This is a genomic window from Alcanivorax borkumensis SK2 (genome assembly GCF_000009365.1).
Lineage (GTDB): Bacteria > Pseudomonadota > Gammaproteobacteria > Pseudomonadales > Alcanivoracaceae > Alcanivorax > Alcanivorax borkumensis.
Map to the genome: position 1 here is coordinate 1,024,656 of NC_008260.1, position 20,963 is coordinate 1,045,618.

16 protein-coding genes are annotated in these 20,963 nt (G+C 51.3%); all 16 read left to right on the plus strand.

The features are described 5' to 3' along the window. The first annotated feature begins 61 nt into the window (after positions 1–61). Entirely contained in the window at positions 62–2,017 is a 1,956-nt protein-coding gene (locus ABO_RS04735; RefSeq protein ID WP_011588201.1) for an acyltransferase family protein, read from the plus strand. A gap of 87 nt (positions 2,018–2,104) precedes the next feature. After that, entirely contained in the window at positions 2,105–3,070 is a 966-nt protein-coding gene (locus tag ABO_RS04740; protein WP_011588202.1) for a glycosyltransferase, read from the plus strand. A 1-nt stretch (position 3,071) separates the two neighbouring features. Further along, positions 3,072–4,175, plus strand: coding sequence for a glycosyltransferase (locus tag ABO_RS04745; RefSeq protein WP_011588203.1), 1,104 nt, complete (start codon positions 3,072–3,074; stop codon positions 4,173–4,175). Beyond that, positions 4,168–5,298 (plus strand): glycosyltransferase, encoded by a 1,131-nt coding sequence (locus ABO_RS04750; protein ID WP_041704915.1) that lies wholly within the window; start codon positions 4,168–4,170, stop codon positions 5,296–5,298. The genes ABO_RS04745 and ABO_RS04750 overlap by 8 nt, the downstream gene beginning before the upstream one ends. Beyond that, on the plus strand, positions 5,295–6,509 hold the full coding sequence (locus ABO_RS04755; protein WP_011588205.1) for a glycosyltransferase family 4 protein: 1,215 nt from the start codon (positions 5,295–5,297) through the stop codon (positions 6,507–6,509). Before ABO_RS04750 ends, ABO_RS04755 begins: the two co-directional genes overlap by 4 nt. Further along, a complete protein-coding gene (locus tag ABO_RS04760) occupies positions 6,506–7,585 on the plus strand; it encodes a glycosyltransferase family 4 protein (protein WP_011588206.1) in 1,080 nt (359 codons plus the stop codon). The genes ABO_RS04755 and ABO_RS04760 overlap by 4 nt, the downstream gene beginning before the upstream one ends. A gap of 203 nt (positions 7,586–7,788) precedes the next feature. After that, positions 7,789–8,763 (plus strand): hypothetical protein, encoded by a 975-nt coding sequence (locus ABO_RS04765; protein ID WP_148201429.1) that lies wholly within the window; start codon positions 7,789–7,791, stop codon positions 8,761–8,763. Continuing rightward, complete coding sequence (locus ABO_RS04770; RefSeq protein ID WP_011588208.1) at positions 8,760–9,887, plus strand: glycosyltransferase family 4 protein; 1,128 nt, start codon at positions 8,760–8,762, stop codon at positions 9,885–9,887. Before ABO_RS04765 ends, ABO_RS04770 begins: the two co-directional genes overlap by 4 nt. Further along, complete coding sequence (locus ABO_RS04775; protein ID WP_041704916.1) at positions 9,887–10,480, plus strand: sugar transferase; 594 nt, start codon at positions 9,887–9,889, stop codon at positions 10,478–10,480. The genes ABO_RS04770 and ABO_RS04775 overlap by 1 nt, the downstream gene beginning before the upstream one ends. Next, positions 10,477–11,103 (plus strand): acetyltransferase, encoded by a 627-nt coding sequence (locus ABO_RS04780; protein WP_011588210.1) that lies wholly within the window; start codon positions 10,477–10,479, stop codon positions 11,101–11,103. The genes ABO_RS04775 and ABO_RS04780 overlap by 4 nt, the downstream gene beginning before the upstream one ends. Positions 11,104–11,111: 8 nt before the next feature. Further along, a complete protein-coding gene (locus ABO_RS04785; RefSeq protein ID WP_011588211.1) occupies positions 11,112–12,293 on the plus strand; it encodes a DegT/DnrJ/EryC1/StrS family aminotransferase in 1,182 nt (393 codons plus the stop codon). Positions 12,294–12,932: 639 nt separating this feature from the next. Beyond that, on the plus strand, positions 12,933–14,888 hold the full coding sequence (locus ABO_RS04795) for a nucleoside-diphosphate sugar epimerase/dehydratase (protein ID WP_231868109.1): 1,956 nt from the start codon (positions 12,933–12,935) through the stop codon (positions 14,886–14,888). Between the two features lie 252 nt (positions 14,889–15,140). Next, on the plus strand, positions 15,141–16,913 hold the full coding sequence (locus ABO_RS04800) for an SLC13 family permease (protein WP_011588213.1): 1,773 nt from the start codon (positions 15,141–15,143) through the stop codon (positions 16,911–16,913). A 393-nt stretch (positions 16,914–17,306) separates the two neighbouring features. Further along, positions 17,307–17,924, plus strand: a complete 618-nt coding sequence (gene cysC / locus ABO_RS04805; RefSeq protein WP_011588214.1) for an adenylyl-sulfate kinase — start codon at positions 17,307–17,309, stop codon at positions 17,922–17,924. Between the two features lie 113 nt (positions 17,925–18,037). Then, complete coding sequence (locus ABO_RS04810; RefSeq protein WP_011588215.1) at positions 18,038–19,474, plus strand: MBL fold metallo-hydrolase; 1,437 nt, start codon at positions 18,038–18,040, stop codon at positions 19,472–19,474. Positions 19,475–19,784: 310 nt separating this feature from the next. After that, positions 19,785–20,951, plus strand: coding sequence for a nucleotide sugar dehydrogenase (locus ABO_RS04815; protein ID WP_011588216.1), 1,167 nt, complete (start codon positions 19,785–19,787; stop codon positions 20,949–20,951). Positions 20,952–20,963: the final 12 nt, after the last annotated feature.

The window sequence follows — 20,963 nt, forward strand, 5'->3', positions numbered from 1 at the left end:
TAAATCTATAAATGTATTTTAATCGATTTAATTGTGGTTGGTGAACGCTGAGGTGGCTGGGTTGAAATATAGAGCAGATATCGATGGCCTAAGAGCCTTGGCGGTCATTCCTGTAATTATTTATCACGCTGGTGCAGCATGGCTGCCCGGTGGGTTTGTTGGTGTTGATGTTTTTTTTGTTATTAGTGGTTTTCTTATTTCGAAAATAATACTGGGAGAAGTTGAGAATAATAGCTTTTCGTTTATTGGTTTTTACAAACGAAGGGTGAATCGAATTGTTCCCGCATTATTGTTCATGATTGTCGTTGTTCTGCTCGTTTTCTCTGTGTTGGGGCTTCCAGATCAATCTGTAAGTGTGGCGAAATCAGCCATTGCAGCAATATTCTCTGTGTCAAACTTTTATTTTTGGGGGGGGAGCGGGTATTTTTCTCCGAGCTCTGATTTTATGCCCTTGCTCCATACTTGGTCATTGGCAGTGGAAGAGCAGTTTTATCTCATTTTCCCCGTTCTTATGGTTATTTTTTTCCGCCTTCAATTAAATATAAAGATGATGATTGCTGTTGGCGCAATTGTGATGTTTGTATTCGGTTGGTGGCTCTCCATAAAGTCCCCAATGTTTGCATACTATATGCTTCCCGCCAGGGCTTGGGAGCTGGCGCTTGGTGTGGCTTTGGCGGTAGGGGTTGTCCCGAAATCGAAGAGTATCATTTTGAATGAAACTCTGACGGCCTTAGGTACGATTATAATATTGCTTTCGTTCTTTTATGTTCGAAGTGACATGGTTTTTCCAGGGGTGGCTGCTTTAATTCCTTGTGCTGGTGCTGCACTAATTATTAACTTTGGTGGTGATTCTTTCGTTTCAAAGAAGCTGCTTTCTTGTAAGCCCATTGTTTATGTTGGCTTGATATCATATTCACTATATTTGTGGCATTGGCCAATTCTAACATTTCTGCGAGTTGTTAACGCGAGCGTGCACCTTGATAGAAGTATGGTGGTGCTTGGAATGATTTTGACTTTGGTTTTTTCAATCATTTCATGGAGATATGTTGAAGTCCCATTCCGACGAAAAAATCTTGGTGATCTTAAAAAGATAGTGTTGCTTGGTGGGGGAGTAGCAGTAGCGGGTATTGTCTCCTTTCTTGTTGTTTTGGGTTCAGGATTTCCATCCAGACTTAGCCCTCATGCATTAGAAGCTGTCATGGCGGCAAAGGATATCGATCCCCTTCGTGATGAGTGCTTCGGAACGAAGGAAAGGGGTGGCTGTACTTTCGGAGATCAATCTCTTCCAGTCAGCTATATAGTAGTGGGTGATAGCCATGCAGCGGCATTGAGACCAGCCATTTCGGCTTCAAGTTTAGTTGAGGGAGAGAGGGGTACGCTATATTGGATGAAAGCCTGCCCCCTGCTGGATGGTTCTCGAAGAGTTAATCATCCAGGTCAGAAAGAATGCAAGACCTTCAAGGAAAATGTTTGGAGAATCATTGAGGGTGACAGAAGCATCGAGACTGTTATTTTGGGTGGGCGCTGGCCATATCAAGTTACAGGAACGTTACCAGAAAGCGGCGGTTCACTAATGACGTTGATGGCAGATGATGTTACGGCAACGTATTCTAAAAATGAAAATGAACTGGTTTTTATACGTTCGTTGAAACGAACCGTTGATCGTCTGGCCGGAATGGGGAAAAAAGTTGTTATTATTGGTTCGGTTCCTGAGGCTGGATTCAATGTCCCCGAGTCTACAGCAATGGCTCGCAATTTCGGTCGCGAAGATAAGGCTAGAGTACCTTTCGAGGTTGCTGGTAATCGTGCCAGGTTTTCCGATGAGATAATCATGAATTTATTGCCGGAGAGCGCAAGTTTTTATCCCGTTCTGGGGGCTTTTTGCGATGATGCATGGTGTGAATTTGAAAAAAATGGCACGCCTGTTTTTTATGACTCAAATCACCTTTCATACTCCGGTGCATTGAACTTTATTGCTCCCGTTCTGTCGCTTCAGAATCAAAATGGCGCTATTTAAGTTGCATTAATTTATTGGTGTGCTTTTTGGGGTGCGAGGAAGCAGGGAATAAGACATTTTATACATGGGATTAATATTGGTGGATAAATGAAAATATCTATCGCAATGACATCATATAATGGTGAGAAATTCATCAAGGAGCAGTTGGAGAGTTTTGTGTCGCAAACTCGCCTTCCGGATGAGTTGGTGATTGCAGATGATGGTTCAACGGATAGCACCGAAGAAATTGTCAAACGCTTTTCCCTGCTGGCACCATTTCCTGTTATTTTTCACCGGAATGCAACTAATCTTGGGTTTGTTAAAAATTTTGAAAAAGCAATGTCCCTGTGTCAGGGGGATATTATTTGTTTGAGTGATCAGGACGATGTGTGGGATAAAAGTAAGTTGTCGGTTGTGGAGCAATGTTTTTCAGAAAGCCCCCAAACCCAAATATTCATTAACGATCAACTAGTTTGTGATGGGGATTTGGTAAGTTATGGTTTTACCAGCTTCGAAAAAGCTCGGAGTTTAGGCTTGGGAGATGACTGGGTGATTTATGGGTGCTGCTCATCCGTAAGGAAAAGTTTTTTTGAGTTGGTTTCGCCTTTTCCTGATGATTTTCCCGGCCATGATACTTGGCTAAACAAACTTGCTATTTATATGGGGGGGAGGAGAATTGTTGAGCAGCCGCTTCAGAAGTATCGACGACATGATGATAATACATCCACCACCGTTGTTAGTGATAGTGGGGGCGGAGGTTTCTTTCATGCTTTGAGAAAGTATGGAATTTCTGACTCTCGCGATCAGTGGAATGCTGAGATTGGTTATTTGAAGCTTTATCGAGAAAGGCTTCTCGAAGTCGCTAATCTTGGTGATATAAATGCGGATTTGAGAGTTGTTAATGGATCGGTGTGGCATATTGAGAAAAGGGCTGAGCTATTAGGGAAGCGAATAAAACTGGTTGGAAGAAATAGGTTTTTGCGCTTCCTTCATGTGTCCCTTTTTTGGCTGCAGGGCGGGTATAGATACAGCCAGGGTTGGAAAAGCGCAGCTAAAGATATGATAAGGCCGTGACATGACAGTTAGGGTAATACATATTTTCACCTCTCTCGATTTTGGTGGTGTTGAAACGCATGCTCTAACTGTCGCCCGAAATGCGCATTGCTCAAACAATGAAATTTACTTTTGCGCTCTTGGGTCTGGCGGAGCTGTTTCTGATGAGCTGGAAAAGATAGGGTTTCCTGTTTATTGCTTGAATTGCTCTGGCAAAATTCCTGATATTAAGGTTATTTATAATCTTTTGGGGTTGCTGGTTAGAATAAAGCCTAGGGTTATTCACTGTCATGGTTCGGAAGCAAACTTTCATGGGCTAATTTCTGCATGGCTATGTAGAGTTCCGGTTAGGATTGGTGAAGAGATTGGTATTCCCCGGCATAGTCGTCTGGCTAAGCTGGTCTTTAAAATGGTGTACGCTTTTTCGCACCGGGTAATTGGTATATCTGATGCAGTAAAAGATTGGCTGGTTAATAGCTCTGAGGTGCCTGCTCGTAAAGCTGTAAGAATTTACAATCCTGTTGAGCTGATTTTGACAGAGCGTCTGTCATCTGAACGGCGGGAATATGATGTTTTTAAAATTGGGTATGTTGGTAGGTTGGAGGAAGTTAAAAATCCTCTTGCGCTTATTCGTGCTGTAGCTCTTCTGAAAGAAAAAAATGTACCCGTTAAGCTTTTTGTTGTTGGTGACGGGAGTCAGATGAAGAGCTGTATTTCGCTATGCTCTGATCTTTCTTTAATAGATGAGGTTGAGCTTGTTGGGTATTCAAATAACCCAAGATCCTATGTTTCTCAATGCGATATATATGTTCAGCCCTCTCTCTCTGAAGGCTTTGGTATTGCGCTTGTAGAGGCAATGGGATGTGGGGTTCCTGTTCTGGCCACAAAAGTGGGGGGGGCGCCTGAGATTATTGATCATGGTAAAACGGGTTGGCTTATCGATAATTCAGACCCTGTTTCTTTGTGTGATTCCCTCTACCAAATTTGGAATCAACGAGAAAATTTAACTGAGATTGGCGAATGTGCTAAAGAGTCCGTTAGAGGCAGATTTGAGCCTGAGAATTATATGGTAGAGCTGGACAATCTTTATAGTGGCCTGGCTAAAAGCGGATCTGGGAATGGATAAAATACGCGTACTTCATTGTTTGGAGACAATTGGGTCTGGTGGGGTTGAGCAAACACGGCTTTCACTTGTTAAGTGCCTTGATTCTTCTAGGTATGAACAGAGGATTATCTGTACTAAAGCAATAGGTGGGCTGCCTGAACTTTTTCAACAAGAGGGTTGTGAAATAGTTGAGGTTGGCGAGTTTGAAAAGGTGTTTGACTTTGAGAGGTATCGGCGTGCTGCTGCAGCGGTGAAGGACTTTAAGCCCCATATTATTCATGGGGCAGTTTTCGAGGGGGTCAACATGGCCGCAATCGTTGGCAGACGGTGCAGTGTTCCTGTAATTATTGGTGAAGAGACTAGCGATCCACAAAATAGAAGCTGGAAGGGAAGCTTGCTTTATCGATTCCTGGTTTTTTTTATTCATCATATGGTTGCAGTCTCCCCCGCAGTTGAGCGCTACCTGAGAAATAAGATTTTTGTTCCCAAGTATAAAGTCACCATGGTTGCCAATGGGGTTGCAGAAAAGCCCGCCCCTGCAAGCGAGGAGGTTGTTTGCCTAAGGAAGGAGTTGGGAATAAGTGACTCTGACTTTGTGATCGGCACTGTTGGACGACTTTTTGACGAGCATAAAAGGGTAAGTGATTTACTTAGAGCATTCGAGATGCTTTTGGAGCATTCGGCCAACGCGAAGTTGTTGATCGTCGGCACAGGGCCTGACGAAGATATGCTTAAAACGATGGCGAAGAATCTGGGTGTATTAAACAGGGTGATATTCGCAGGTTATCAAGTCAATACTCGAATTTACTATGAGCTAATGGATGTTTTTTGTTTGCCATCAGCTTTTGAAGCATTCGGGTTGGTTCTTGTGGAGGCAATGTATGCTGGGGTTCCTATTGTTGCTACGAGGACGGGCGGGATTCCAAAGGTGGTGGTTGAGAACGAAACGGCACTTTTGAGCCCTCCGTTTGACCCCAAAGTCTTGTCTCACAATATTTTAAAACTATACACGTCATCGGAATTAAGAGATAAATTTTCTGTTGCTGGCCTGGCGAGGGCCAGAAGGGAGTTTAGCGAAGACCGATATGTGTCTGATATAGACACCCTCTACACTCGTCTTCTTTCTGAACGCGGTTTGATATGAATGTTTTGTTCGTGACCTGGGACGGCCCTCAAGTCTCTTATCTTGAAAGCCTGTTTTTGCCTATTTTTAAGCAGCTTCAACATTTCGGTTTGCACTTTCACGTCCTCCAGTTTTCATGGTCCTCCGCTGAAGTGACGAATCGAAGAAAGCTGGAATGCGAATCGAAGTGCTGTAGCTATACATACGTCCCTGTCATTCGTCGGCACGTTGCCCTTGGCGGGTTGCTTACTTCCTTGCTGGGCGCAAGACAGGTTCGCAAGGCTATTAATGAACATGATATTGATATCATCATGGCGCGTAGCACACTTCCCGCGTTGAGCTCACTTTTGTATTTGCGGGGCAAAAAAACATCGTTTGTGTTTGATGCAGACGGTCTTCCTCTTGATGAGCGTGTTGATTTTGCAGGTCAGCGTCCCTCCAGCCTGGTTTATCGCCTTCTTAGGGACGTTGAGTCACAGGCCGTTCGGCGTGCAGATGTGGTCCTGACTCGTTCCCACAAAGTGATTTCTATCCTTCAAGCCCGGGCAGGTGCGGGCACTGCGGCCGAAAAGTTTCATGTTGTCAGTAATGGCCGTGATAAAGCGTTGTTCTCACCTCGAGAGACGTCGGACTGTATTGCGCTAAAAGAGCGCTTGGGTATGCCTGCTGATGCTCCCTTAGTGGTTTATGCTGGCTCGCTTGGACCTCAGTATTTACCTGAGGCTATGTTGTCTTTGTTTAGCCTTATCCGCGAGTCCCGCCCGGATGCTCACTTTCTTGTGCTAAGTGGTTCCCCTGAAGTAATGACTGACCTGGTTTTTTCTTATGACAGTGGCCTTGCTTCTAGCGTGACTGTGATGCGCGTTGACGCTAATGAGGTGCCTCAATGGCTTGCTGCTGCTGATCTTGGGCTGGCGTTCCGCGAACCTACCTTCTCTATGCAAGGGGTGGCCCCAATCAAGTTGGGTGAATACCTTCTGTGTGGTCTTCCGGTAGTGGCCACCCGTGGGGTAGGGGATTCTCATTTCATTGATGAAAACTCTGGATTTCTCGTCGATGGCTGTGATTCTGACACTTTGGCATCCGTGGCTGACTGGTTTATCCATAAGGTGCTGCCATCGCGAGAGGGGTATCGCTCCCATTGTCGTTCCGTGGGTGTTGAACACTTTTCCCTCGAAGCCAGCGTTGAAGCCTATCGTAAGGCGCTGTTGTCTGTTCAGGTTGAATCATGAGCAGGCGTGTGCTGGTGCTTCCCAAGTATGCGCGTAAAGGTGCCAGCTCCCGCCTGCGCACCTTTCAGTATTTGCCATTTCTCGAGGATAAAGGGTGGGATTTTACTGTTAAGCCGTTGTTTGATGAGGCTTATCTGGATTCTCTTTATTCGGGCAAGGGGCGCTCGCGTTCAGGCCTTGTCCTGGCTTATCTCCGTCGCTTGTTGGTGTTGTTCGGCTTTTGGCGCTACCGCGTGATTTGGGTAGAGAAAGAATTTTTCCCTTATATTCCGGCCTGGGCCGAGGTGGTGTTGTCCTGGGTGGGTGTACGGTATGTCGTCGATTACGATGATGCCATTTTTCACAACTATGATCTTGCCCGGAACAAGTGGATACGTCGCCTGCTTGGCAGGAAGATCGATTCTGTGATGCGCCATGCTGCCTGTGTAATTGCAGGCAATGATTACCTGGCAGAGCGCGCCAGGTCTGCTGGTGCCAGGCGGGTGGTTTTGATTCCCACGGTGGTGGATCACCACCGTTATGATGCCCGGCAGAAGGCTGGCCAACCCTTTACGGTTGGCTGGATTGGCTCGCCGACGACGCAGAAGTATGTTGAGCAGCTGTTGCCGGCTTTTCAGGCACTGGCCCAACTGCAGGCGTTTCGACTTTTGCTGGTGGGTGTCACAGCGGACATCGTTGCCCGGTTGCCGGGTGTCGAGGTGGAGGTTCAGCCATGGTCTGAAGATACCGAGGCGGCTCTGATTCGGGAAATGGTTATTGGCATCATGCCGCTGGAAGATGGCCCTTGGGAGAAGGGTAAGTGCGGCTACAAGCTGATTCAGTATATGGCTTCCGGTGTGCCAGTGGTTGCCAGCCCTGTTGGGGTCAACCCTTCTATCGTTGAAGGTGCTGGTTGTGGAATGCTTGCCAGTGGACTTGATGAGTGGGAGGAAGCATTTCGTCAGCTGATTAGTGATGTGGCACTTAGAGAACGGTTAGGGCAGGCCGGCCGCGCCGCAGTCTGTAAGGGTTTCTCAATTGAAAGTCAGCTTGAAGCGATCAGTTCGAGCCTCGTGTTTACAGGAGGTGAGCGTTGACGGATCTTGATTCGACGCCGCTTCAGCTTGTTCTGGCGCTTTTCATCTTTATCGCAGGCTTGGTATTTGCCGTCTCGGTAAGAGGGTACTTCCGTGCCCCATTCTCCAGATCTGTTTCCCTTTATCTTTGGCACAGTTTTTTCTGTGTTATTTATCTTGCCTACGTACTTAACTACGGGGGGGACGCCTCCGGCTATTTCAGGATGAGTTTGCACCCTGATATCGATTTTGCTTTTGGTACCTACGGTGTCCGCTTCGTGGTTTCTTTCCTGTCGCAAGGTATGGGCCTCTCGTTTCTTGGTTGCTCGCTAGTATTCCAGTTGTTCGGTTTTATTGGCCTTTTGGCATTTGATGGTGCCCTTCGTGAAGTCACTTGGGATAAGTCACGCAATATTCGTCTATTGGCGACCCTGATTGTTTTCCTTCCGTCGGTCAGTTTCTGGTCTTCCGGGCTGGGTAAGGATGCGCTGTCGTTCTGTGCCATGGGACTGTCGCTCTGGGCTGCATTGAGTTTGAAGCGCCGTTGGTGGCTGTTAGTTCTGGCTGTATTGCTCATGTTGCTGGTGCGTCCTCATATGGCTGGGATGTTAGGGCTGGGACTGGCTGGTTCTTTTGTGTTTCAGCGGGGCATTCCGCTACCGCAACGGGTGGTGCTGGGCGGGATTGCGCTGGCCGCTGCCGTCTTCCTGGTTCCGCTTGGGCTGAATTACGCGGGAGTCGGGGAAGATGCGGGCGCTGACGATGTCATGCAGTACATTGAAGGCCGCCAGGGACATAACCTGAAAGGCGGTGGTGCGGTTGATATTTCCAGTATGAGCCCGCCGGTGCAGATGTTTACCTACCTGTTCCGCCCCACCCTGATTGAGGCTCGCAATCTTTTCTCGTTGGCGGCAGCGCTGGATAACACCATCTTGCTGTTCCTGTTCATTGCTGGGGGCTGGGCAATCCTTAAAAAACCATTGCCTCCCCATTTGTTGGCTCACAACAGGATGTTCCTCTGGATCTACTCATTATGTGCCTGGCTGATTCTTGCCATGACAACGGCGAACTTGGGTATCGCTCTGCGACAGAAATGGATGTTTGCTCCCATGCTGATCTTTTTGCTGATTTCGGTGGTTGGCCGTTCACGGTACCCAGCCGAGTCAGACACCCCGGCTGTTGATGGTGGCGCTCGATGACAAACCCGGTTTTTTTGTTGGTGGCCAGTTTTCCGGATTCGTTGATCAAGTTTCGTGGTCCGTTGATTGAAGGGCTGATTCAGGCGGGCTGCACCGTGCATGTGGCGGTGCCGGGGCTGGAGGCTGAATCTGATATTGCTTCGCGCCTTACGGGTTTGGGGGTGACGGTTCACGATATTCCTCTTGAGCGTACCGGCTTGAATCCCGTGACGGATCTTTCTGCGTTGCTGGCATTGCGCAAGCTGGTCGGGCAGATCCGGGCGGATTACGTGCTTGGCTACACAATAAAGCCGGTCATTTACGGCACCTTGGCGGCCTGGTTGGGTGGGGCCCGTAACCGCTTTGCCCTGATCACAGGCCTGGGGTATGCCTTTACTGGTGAGGCGACAGGATTGCGTAAGGTCCTGCGGATGTTGATTCAGCAGCTGTATCGGTTTTCCCTGTCTCGAAATCGTCTGGTGTTTTTCCAGAACCCGGATGATGAGGCGTTGTTCAGGCAGTTGAAATTGTTGAAGACCGCCATCCCTTCCCGTGTGGTCAATGGCTCCGGTGTCGATGTGGCGGAATATGCGGTGTCGCCGCTGCCGGCGGCGCCGGCCTTTCTTCTGATTGCCCGCCTGCTTGGTGACAAGGGCGTTCGCGAGTACGCCCAAGCCGCCGCCTTGGTTAAAGCGCAGTATCCTGATGCAGTGTTCCGGCTGGTAGGCTGGATTGATGATAATCCGGATGCCATTCGCCAGCAGGAGCTGGAGGAGTGGGTGGCTTCGGGTACTGTGGAGTTTCTTGGCAAGCTGGCGGATGTTCGCCCGGCCATTGCCGACAGTAGTGTGTATGTGCTGCCTTCCTATCGTGAGGGGACCCCTCGCACTGTGCTGGAAGCCATGGCCATGGGGCGGGCGGTGATTACTACCGATGCCCCCGGCTGTCGAGAGACTGTGGTGGATGGGGACAATGGTTTTCTGGTACCGGTGCAGGATGTGTCTGCATTGGCGGAATCCATGATCAAGCTGATAGAGAACCGCGAACAAGCGGCTGCCATGGGGGCGCGTTCGCGGCAGATGGCGGAAGAGAAGTACGATGTACATAAGGTGAATGCGGTAATGCTCAAGGAAATGGGGCTGTGATGAAACGGTTGATGGATATCGCGGGCGCCCTGTGTGGGCTGCTGGTGCTTGGCCCGGTGATTTTGCTATTGGCTGTGCTGGTCAGGGTAAAACTGGGTAGCCCGGTGTTGTTTCGGCAGGTGCGGCCAGGAATGGATGGCCGTGCGTTTCAAATGGCCAAGTTCCGCACCATGACGGATGCCCGTGGTACAAACGGTGAATTGCTGCCGGATGCGGACCGGCTTACCGGCTTTGGCCAGTTTCTTCGCTCCAGTAGCCTCGATGAGCTGCCTGAGCTCTGGAACGTGCTGAAGGGCGATATGAGCCTGGTGGGGCCGCGCCCTTTGTTGATGGAATATCTTCCTCTCTATTCTGATCGCCAGGCGCGCCGCCATGAAGTCCGCCCCGGAATTACCGGTTGGGCGCAGGTGAATGGCCGTAACGCCCTGAGTTGGGATGAAAAATTCGAGCTGGACGTTTGGTATGTGGAAAACCGGACTCTGTGGCTGGATATAAAAATCCTGTTTCTGACGGTCTGGAAGGTGATCAAGCGGGACGACATCAATCAGGATGGTGAGGCGACCATGACGCGTTTTACCGGGAGCCAGAAATGAGCCGTCGTCTTGGGATTATCGGTGCCGGCGGGCACGGCAAGGTGGTGGCGGATACCGCTGAGCGGGCTGGCTGGTCCAAGGTGGTTTTTTTTGATCCACGTTTTGGCCTCTCTGAACAGACTCACGCCCACTGGCCGTTGCTGGGTTTTCCGGAAGATGCGCAAACTCATGAATGCGATGGCTACTTTGTTGCCATCGGAAATAGCCAGGCCAGGCAGCAGTGGTGTGAATGGCTGCTCGATCGTCGTTTGCCCGTTGCAAGCGTGATTGATCCGGCTTCGACCGTAAGCCAGTACGCTATGCTTGAGTCGGGGGTGCTTGTGGTTGCCGGCGCTGTGATCAATGCAGATGCTCACATTGCCCAAGGAGTGATAGTGAATACTCGAGCGGCCATCGACCATGATTGTACGATTGGTGCGTACAGTCATGTCTGCCCAGGATCGGCTCTGGCAGGTACGGTAGCGGTCGGCGAGCACAGTTGGCTTGGTATCGGCTGCCAGGTGAGACAGGGGGTCAGCATTGGCTCAAATGTGATGGTAGGCGCCGGCGCCACAGTGGTATCTGATATTCAAGATGGTTTGACGGTGGTGGGTACCCCTGCTCGCCCGCAAAAAATTCTCTGAGGATTTCCATGCTTAACGGTCCTTTCTCCCCCTGGCCTTCCTTTACTGAGGAAGAAGCAGAAGCGGTGTCCCGCGTACTCCTTTCCAACAAGGTAAACTACTGGACGGGTCAGGAGGGACGTGAATTTGAACGTGAATTTGCGTCGTTTGCCGGTACGGAATTTGCTATCGCTGTCGGGAACGGCACCCTCGCGCTGGATCTGGCGCTAAGAGGGTTCGGGATTGGTCCTGGTGATGAGGTAATCGTTACGCCTCGCACTTTTTTGGCCTCGGCCACCGCAGTGATTAATGCTGGGGCTATACCCGTATTCGCCGATGTGGACCCGGATACCCAGAACATTACCCCAGATACTGTGGCGGCAGTGATCACGCAAAAGACTAAGGCGGTGGTGTGTGTGCATCTTGCCGGCTGGCCCTGTGATATGGATGGCATGATGGCGCTGGCTGAGAAGCGGGGTCTGTTTATTATTGAAGATTGTGCCCAGGCCCATGGTGCCACCTACAAAGGAAGGCCGGTGGGTGGCTTAGGTCATGTGGGGTGCTGGTCGTTCTGCCAGGACAAAATTATGTCTACTGGCGGAGAAGGGGGCATGGTCACTTGCAACGACCGTGAGCTGTGGTCCCGTATGTGGAGCTTCAAGGATCATGGCAAAAGCTGGGAGGCGGTGTACGAGCGTGAGCATCCGCCTGGGTTTCGCTGGTTGCATGAATCTGTAGGCACTAATTGGCGGCTGACAGAAATGCAGTCCGCCATCGGTCGTATTCAGCTGCAGCGTATGCCTGAATGGATCGCCGCGCGCCAGGCTAACTGCCTAAGAATATGGGAAACGGCGGCTTCGTTGCCGGGGCTGCGGGTGCCTGTGGTGCCTGAAGACATTGGTCATGCCGGTTACAAGTGTTATGTGTTTGTGGATGAAGCCGCGTTTAATGAGCCCGTTGCAGGCGTGCGTGACCAGATTATGAATGCCGTTGTTGCAAAAGGAGTGCCGTGCTTTTCGGGTTCCTGTTCCGAGGTGTATTTGGAGAAGGCGTTTACCAGCCTTGGTTTGGGGCCTGAAGAGCGTTTGCCGGTAGCTAAGGCTTTGGGTGAGAGTTCCTTGATGTTTCTGGTGCACCCGACATTAACCGAGGCCGAGATTGATAAGACTTGTGAAGTGTTGCGCAAGGTGATGAGTGACGTGACTTCATAAGTGTCGGGTTACGGCCTTGGGCCTCTCTGTGCCCTGGGGTAAACACGACATACGAATGGATGTGTGTGTTTGTGATTTGTAGGTCGAATTAGCCTGTAAGGTGTAATCCGACAATTATTGTGACAGGTAAACGCATCAGAATGTCGATTACGTCTAGTGCATATGGCTGTCTGATTACGTTCTTTGGGCTAATTCGAGCTACCGATGAGGTGAGTGCTTGATTCCCTTTTGCCGGTTCTCAGCGAGCATTGTGCTGCTTTCTTTTCTCGCTTTTCTACTGGTGTTTAAGCTTCTTGCCTATGCGATGCTGCGGGTGTTAGCGGTTGCCGCAGCGTTGTTGTGTTTGGCGATCTATCGCAGGGTGAGCGTTCGGTTGCCTGCCGAGCGCCTGTTTGCAACAGATTGAAAAAGACTCACCGTTGCGGGTAAAGGCCGCTAGGAAGAGGGTTTTTTTGTCGCTTAAATGTCACGATTTAGGGTTAGTTTGTCTCGGGAATAGTGCTTTCTACCCGTTGGATATCCAGTGAAACGGCTTATAATATTCATACCGGTTAATTTGTGTGATGTGTGTCCCAATTTTATGGCTAAGAGGGATCTAGCTGTGTTGGCCGGCCCTTTGGTCGCATGGACTGACCTATTATGAAAAACAAGTACTTCTACTCCCCTGTGCACCGGATGGTGTCACTGCCTCGTACTGCCAAAAGAATGGTAATGCTGGGTGCTGATGCAGTCGCCGCCCCCCTATTACTCTGGCTTGCCTATGGCTTGCGCCTCAATACCGCCGCCCCGGAAGTGGCCGACCTATGGTTGCTGATGGCTACGCCGTTGGTGGTGCTGCCGGTGCTATATGCGTTCGGTTTTTACCGTTCGGTTGTGCGTTACCTAGGGGCTGAAGTGGCGTGGTCTATCCTGTTTGGGGCGACTCTTTCGGTGGTGCTGCTGGCGGCGACGACTTATATGGTATCGGGCTCTACCCCGCGTTCAGTGTTTATTATTTTCTGGGCGTTGCTAGTGCTATACCTAGGGGGCAGCCGCTTTATGATGCGCCGTTTCCTTTATAACGTGCTAGGTAAGCATACTTTGCGTGAAGCGGTGGCGGTATTCGGTGCTGGTGGAGCGGGGGCTCAGCTGGTGTCTGGGTTATTGTCTTCCACCGAGTTGCGCCCGCTGATGATAGTGGACGATGCGCCCGGTAAACAGGGGATGTTGCTTTGCGGTGTGCCGGTGGTGGGGCGGCGCGCTTTGGAAAAAGCGGTAGAACGGGGGGCTATTCGTACGGTGTTACTGGCTCTGCCGTCTGAGAGCCGGGCGACACGGATGGCAGTGGTGCGCTGGCTGGAAACCCTGAATGTGCATGTGCAGACGGTGCCTTCGTTTGCGGATATTGCTAGCGGCAAGGCGCGGCTTGAAGAAGTCAAAGACGTGTCTATCGAAGACTTGCTGGGCCGTGACCCGGTGCCCCCCCGCGCGGATTTACTGTCGCGCTGTATTAGTGGTAAGCATGTTCTGGTGACGGGCGCGGCGGGCTCCATTGGTAGCGAGCTTTGTCGCCAGATTCTTAAGTTGAACCCTTCCCGCTTGGTGTTGCTCGATCAAAGTGAATTTGGCCTATATGCCATTGAGAAAGAATTGCGAGCAACGGCGGACAGCCTTGGTAAAAGCGTCGAAATTGAGGCGGTGCTCGGTTCAGTGGTGAACCGGGGCTTGATGGAGCGGCTTTGCAGTGACCAACGGGTGGATACGGTGTACCACGCCGCAGCGTACAAGCATGTGCCGATTGTGGAGGCTAACCCTACGGCTGGAGTGCGCAATAATATCTTGGGGACGCTGGAGGCCGCACTGGGAGCAGAAGCTGCTCATGTGAAGCACTTTATTCTTGTGTCCACGGATAAGGCTGTTCGCCCAACTAACGTGATGGGGGCCACTAAGCGTTTTGCAGAACTGGTGCTCCAGGCCATAGCCGCTAGGGGTTCGGACACCGTGTTCTCGATGGTACGTTTTGGCAACGTGCTTGGCTCGTCTGGTTCGGTGGTGCCCTTGTTCCGTGACCAGATTCGTAAAGGCGGCCCGGTAACGGTGACCCACCCGGATGTGATTCGCTATTTTATGACCATCCCTGAAGCGTCCCAGTTAGTGATTCAGGCGGGTGCCATGGCCCAGGGCGGCGAAGTATTCGTGTTGGATATGGGTGAGCCGGTGCGAATTGTTGACTTGGCCCGCACCATGGTGCATTTGATGGGGATGACGGTGCGCGATGAGAAAATGCCGGAGGGTGACATTGAGATTGCCTTTTCCGGCCTGCGGCCCGGTGAGAAGCTCTATGAAGAGTTATTGATTGGTGAGTGCAGCATCCGCACTGAGCATGAAATGATTATGCAGGCCCATGAGGAAAAGCTGAGCTGGGACGAGGTGCATTTTGCCCTGGAGGCGTTCCGTAAGGCGTTAAGCCGTGCCGACCAGGATGCTCTGCGGGCTTTACTGCGTAGTTATGTCAATGGGTATCAGCCAGAGGGGGTGGGTGCTGAGTCACCCGAGAGCCTTGCGGTACGTGAATTGCCGGCCTTTACCGGTAAAGCCGTTAGCGTTACGGAGTAGTCTTTTTTTGGGGGGGTATGTCGGGCGAATCCGGCTTACCTTGTCTTCCTTGCTTCTATGCGCTTATCGTTTAGGCCTGTTGTCTAGGCCAGATTAGACGCTGTGGTACTTCGCCATGATTTTTTGAGTATGCTGGGTTTTGCTTATTCTATATTTGACTAAATACCCCCTTTTTATATTCCCTTCTCCCTGTAAAATGCCGGTTTGGCTGTGCGATCTGCTGCGCGGCGTGGGCTTTGTCTGGTTGCTCTAATGACCCTGGAAATACTGATAACACTATTGATTGTGTTGGCTGTGCTGGGCGCACTGGTGAGTAACCGTGTGCCTGCGGATATGACCATGATGGCGGCGCTGGTGTTGGTGATGGTAAGCGGGATTGTCTCGCCGGGGGAGGCGCTGTCTGGGTTTGCTAACCCGGGGTTGATGACCATTGCGGCACTGTACGTGGTGGCGGCTGCGCTACGGGATACCGGGGCGATTTATTGGGTGGCGCACCGGTTATTAGGGCAGCCAAAATCCGTGTTTTCCAGCCAGTTTAGGCTAATTGCGCCAGCGTCTATTCTGAGTGCTTTTCTGAATAACACCACCGTTGTGGCCATGATGATTCCTGCGGTGCAAGAGTGGGCGCAACGGTTACGGTTATCGGCGTCTAAACTGCTGTTGCCGCTGAGTTACGCGGCCATTCTCGGCGGTACTTGTACCTTAATTGGCACCAGCACCAACCTGGTGGTGGATGGTCTGGTTCAGGAAAAAGGGCTGCCGGCGTTCGGTATTTTTGATGTGGCCTGGGTGGGCATTCCTGTGCTGTTAGGGGGGGCGGCTTTCATGTTGTTAATAAGCCGTTTTTTGCTGCCCAACCGGGCGAGCATGGCATCCCAGTGGGAAGATGCCCGCGAGTACCACGTGGAAATGCTGGTGGCGAAAGGTAGCCCACTGGCGGGCCGCACGATTCAGGATGCGGGGCTGCGCAATCTTACCCACGGCTTTTTGACCGATATTCAGCGTGATGAGCGTTTGTTTACGGCAGTGGGCCCAGAAATGACCTTGCAGGAAGGGGATTTACTGGCTTTTGTTGGGGTGCCGGAGTGCGCTCGGGAATTGCAGCGTATTAATGGCTTGCAGGCTGCCCATGGTGGGGCCCACAAGTTAGGGCTCAACAACCATCAGCGGCACTTAGTGGAAGTGGTGTTGAGCCCGGAATTTCCCGGCATTGGCCGTTCGGTGAAGGAAACCGGATTCCGCACCCGTTACCAGGCGGCCATTTTAAGTATTAGCCGAAATGGTAAACGGGTGCCAGGCAAGGTGGGCGAGCAGTGTTTGAAGGTGGGCGATACCCTGCTGCTGGAAACGAGCGAACAGTTTGTGGAGCAGTATCAATACCGGCGCGATTTTATGCTGGTGAGCCCGTTGAAAGATTCTACCCCACCGGATTTTCGCCGAGCGCCGCTGGCGGTGGCCGTGCTGGTGGCTATGGTGTTAGCCAATGTACTGGGGCTGGCTTCTACCCTGGAAGCCGCCATGCTGGCCGCAGGCCTGATGCTGGCGTTACGCTGTGTATCGGTAAACCGTTCGCGGATGAACGTGAGTGTGAACCTGCCGGTGTTGGTGGTCATTGGCGCTTCTTTTGCGCTGGGCAAGGCCATGGAGTCTAGCGGTGCGGCGGCGTGGATTGTGGAGCTGGCTATCCCGGATAGCGGTTTGTCGCCCTTTATGGCGCTAGTGATCGTGTATTTGCTCACTGCGATTTTCACCGAAATGATCACCAACAATGCGGCGGCGGTGCTGGTTTTTCCCATCGCCATTGGCGTGGCCGAGCAGTTGGGAGTGAGCCCTATGCCCTTTATTGTCGCGGTTATGTTTGCCGCTTCCGCCAGCTTTATGACCCCGCTGGGCTACCAAACCAACCTGATGGTTATGGGGCCGGGCGGTTACACCTTCCGCGATTACCTGAAGATAGGTTTTCCCATGAGTGTGGTGGTAGCGGTGATTAGCCTTAGCGTTATTCCGATGGTTTGGCGGTTCTAGCAAGGCTATGCCGAGGAACTATGCCGAGCAGCTTTGAGTTGAACGTGAGACGTTCAAAGTTGAAAGGAAAAACAAAACAATATTGCGCTCCATGGAGGGAGCCAAGCAGGAGGGGCATGGATGCTCCGGTTTGAAAATCTGGATGTATGGAAGCGCGATACTGCGCTTTATGTGGTGATGTGGCGGTATTTTACCGGGTTTAAGGATTTTGGCTTTCGGGCCATGGAATCGGTTACATCGACGAGGAAAAAGCCGGCCGTTGGCTTTCTGAGCTAGAGCAACACTCAAGGATGCTGGCGGCTATGATCGAGGGCATACAGCATGGCTGAGCCCGGAAGTTGAGGGTTGTTCTTCTCAACTTTTAACGTGAACGTTCAATTGAAGGAATATTGCATGTCTGAGAAGTCTCCGTACCAGGAAAAAGCGAACGACTCCAAAGCCCACGTGGTTTGGCATGAATCGAATGTATCGAAGGCCGACCGCGCCAAGGTTAAGGGGCAAAAGCCTAAGTGTATCTGGCTGACCGGGTTGTCTGGCTCTGGCAAATCCACGCTGGCCAATGCGTTGGAAGTGGCGCTGACCGAGAAGGGTAATCACACCTACTTGTTAGACGGTGACAATGTTCGCCATGGCTTGAACAAGAACCTGGGCATGAGCGATGAAGACCGTACCGAGAATATCCGTCGGGTGTCTGAAGTGGCTAAGTTGATGGTAGATGCGGGCTTGATTGTGGTGACGGCGTTTATCAGCCCGTTTCGTGCAGACCGTGATGCGGCCCGTGCATTGTTTGACGACGGTGAGTTTGTGGAAGTGTTTGTGGATGCGCCGCTGGAAGAGTGCGAGAAGCGCGACCCCAAAGGCCTGTACCAGAAAGCGCGCCAGGGCATCATTAAGGAATTTACCGGTATCGACAGCCCTTACGAAGCCCCGAGCAAGCCGGAGCTTGTGGTGAATACCGCTGAAAACGACATTGAAGCCTGTGTTAAGCAGTTGATTGCGGCCATTGTGTAAGGGCTAGCTGATTGCGCAGAACGGATTAAGCATAACCGTAATGCGGTATTGTGCGGTGATCGGATTTGCCCCGGGCCAAGGAGGGCCTGCCTCGACATTGTGGAGGAGTTCACATGGAACGTTCCAATAACCTGCCTGAAGGCGGGTTTCCTCATCTTTTTCATCATGGTGCCGTGCGTGGTGTAACGGGTTCCGCCCATGAATGGGTGGCTAGCCCAGATTGCTCTGTGCTCATCGACTGTGGGCTTTTCCAGGGCGGTGATGTTGGTCCAGCTGGGGCTAGCGCAGATGATTTGGCCATCGATTTCGATATTTCCCGGATCCAGGCAGTGGTGCTCACCCATGTGCATATTGATCATGTGGGGCGGCTGCCGTGGTTGTTGGGTGCGGGTTATGTCGGGCCGATTTGCTGTAGTGGCCCATCGGCCAAGCTGCTGCCCATTGTGTTGGAAGATGCCTTTCGCTTAGGGGTGAGCCGCAAGCCGGCAGATGTGGAGCGCTTTATGGCGCGGCTGGAGGCGGCGTTAGTGCCTGTGCCGTTTGGTTATTGGCATGCCCTGGAGATGGCTGATGGAACGGTGGCGGAGATTCGCTTGGGCAGGGCGGGGCATATTTTGGGCTCGGCCCATGTGTCTTGCCGATTGGCCGGTGAGCACATCACGGTGTTTTCCGGGGATTTAGGGGCTGCTGATGCGCCAATTCTGCCGGAACCGGAGCCCCCACCGGCTGCGAATGTGTTGGTGATAGAAAGCACCTACGGGGATAGTCTTCATGAAGGGCGGAAGACGCGGCAGCAGCGCTTAGAAGATGCGTTGGTTAAGGCCTTACGTGACAAGGGGACTTTATTGATTCCTGCGTTCAGTATTGGCCGTACCCAAGAGCTGCTTTATGAGTTGGAGGCGATTATCCACCGCCAACGGGGCGCCGCCATGCATTCGTTTCTGGACTGGGATGAGTTGCCGATAATCCTTGATTCTCCATTGGCGAGCCGGTTTACCCAGGTTTACCGGGAGCTTGAGCCTTACTGGGACGAGGAGGCCCGCGAACGCTTGCGGGCAGACCGCCGGCCGTTGGCGTTTGAACAGCTACTAACGGTGGACAGCCATGAGGCACACATGAAAATGGTTCGTCACTTGGCTGGCACCGCAAGGCCGGCGGTGGTGATTGCCGCCAGTGGCATGTGTGCCGGTGGCCGCATTGTGAATTACCTAAAAGCGATGCTGGGCGATGCGCGCCACAATGTGCTGTTTGTGGGGTATCAAGCTGCGGGGACGCCGGGCAGGGAGATTCAGCGAAGCGAGCAGGGCGGCAGTGTGAGGCTAGAGGCAGAAACCTACCCCATTCGAGCTGCAGTAGAATCCATTAGCGGTTATTCAGCCCATGGTGATCAGCAGGATTTGCTTCGGTTCGCGGCAGGAATAGCGCGGGGGCCTGAAGAAATTCGCGTGGTGCACGGTGATGAAGGCGCTAAGCGTGCTCTGGTCGATAAGCTTGATACACATTTTCGAGCCGCCGGCCAGCCAGTGAACGTTTGGATTCCACTCCAATAGCGGCTTATTGCATCCACGTTTACGGGTTTGTCGGTGCGGAGCTTCCATTCATTTCCGTGTGAAAAGGATAGGGCCAATGGATTGGCTTCTTATCAACAATGCAACATAGTGCCTTTCAATAAGGCGGTAAGGTAAGCCTTCCACCTTTAGCCTCTTTTGGCTATGTTGGCGGTGCCTTTGTAAACTGTGGATCGTAGAATACCGCTCCGTTTGAGTTTTTGCGCGGCCAGAATATTTAGCTTAAGCGTTATTTTGTTTTGATGGATGGACGATACGGAAGCTTTTCAGCTGTTTGGGATTGAGGAAATTAATGAAAATTGCAGTGGCGGGAATGGGGTATGTCGGGTTATCCAATGCGGTGTTGCTGGCCCAGAATAACACCGTAGTGGCGCTAGATATTGATGCCATAAAGGTAGAGAAAGTTCAAAACGGAATTTCCCCGATTGAGGATGCTGAAATTCAGTGCTTTCTGACAGCGCAATCGCTGGATTTGCACGCGACAACCGATAAAAATATGGCATTTGAAGGTGCCGATTTTGTAGTAGTGGCGACTCCCACTGACTATGACGTAAAGGCAAATTATTTCAATACGAGTAGTGTCGAGCTGGTAATTAGTGATGTGCTGGCTATTAATCCCCGCGCTACCATAATAATTAAATCGACGGTGCCGGTGGGTTATACGAAGACGCTGAGGGAACGTTTTGGTGTTGAAAATATCATCTTTTCTCCGGAGTTTTTGCGGGAAGGCAAAGCCCTGCATGATAATTTGCACCCCTCTCGAATCATTGTAGGGGCCCAGTGTGAAGCCGCTCGTATTTTTGCTGACTTGCTTGTTCAGGGGGCGGAAACCGTTGCTCCTCCTGTGATATTGACAGATTCAACCGAGGCAGAAGCGATTAAACTTTTTTCCAATACTTATTTGGCTATGCGGGTGGCCTATTTCAATGAGCTGGATAGCTATGCCGCTACCCATAACTTGAATACCCGTCAGATCATTGATGGGGTTTGCCTTGATCCGCGGATTGGGGGGCATTACAACAATCCTTCTTTTGGTTATGGGGGGTATTGTTTGCCCAAAGATACCAAGCAGTTAGTGGCTAACTACGAGGATGTGCCGAATAACTTGATTAAGGCCATTGTGGATGCCAACCGGACACGTAAAGATTTTATAGCCGAAGATATTTTACGCCGTAACCCCGCCCGTGTGGGTATCTACCGGTTGGTGATGAAAGCGGGGTCGGACAACTTTAGGGCCTCTTCCATCCAAGGTGTTATGAAGCGGCTGAAGGCGAAAGGTATTGAAGTCGTGGTTTACGAGCCGGCACTGGCGGAGGAGGCATTTTTCAATTCGGTGGTGATTCGCGATTTTGAAACGTTTATTCAAACCTGTGATGTGATTGTTTCTAATCGTATGGTGAGTGAACTGGAAGGGGTGGCTGACAAGGTTTACACCCGTGATCTTTTTGGAAATGATTAATCTTGGAATGCC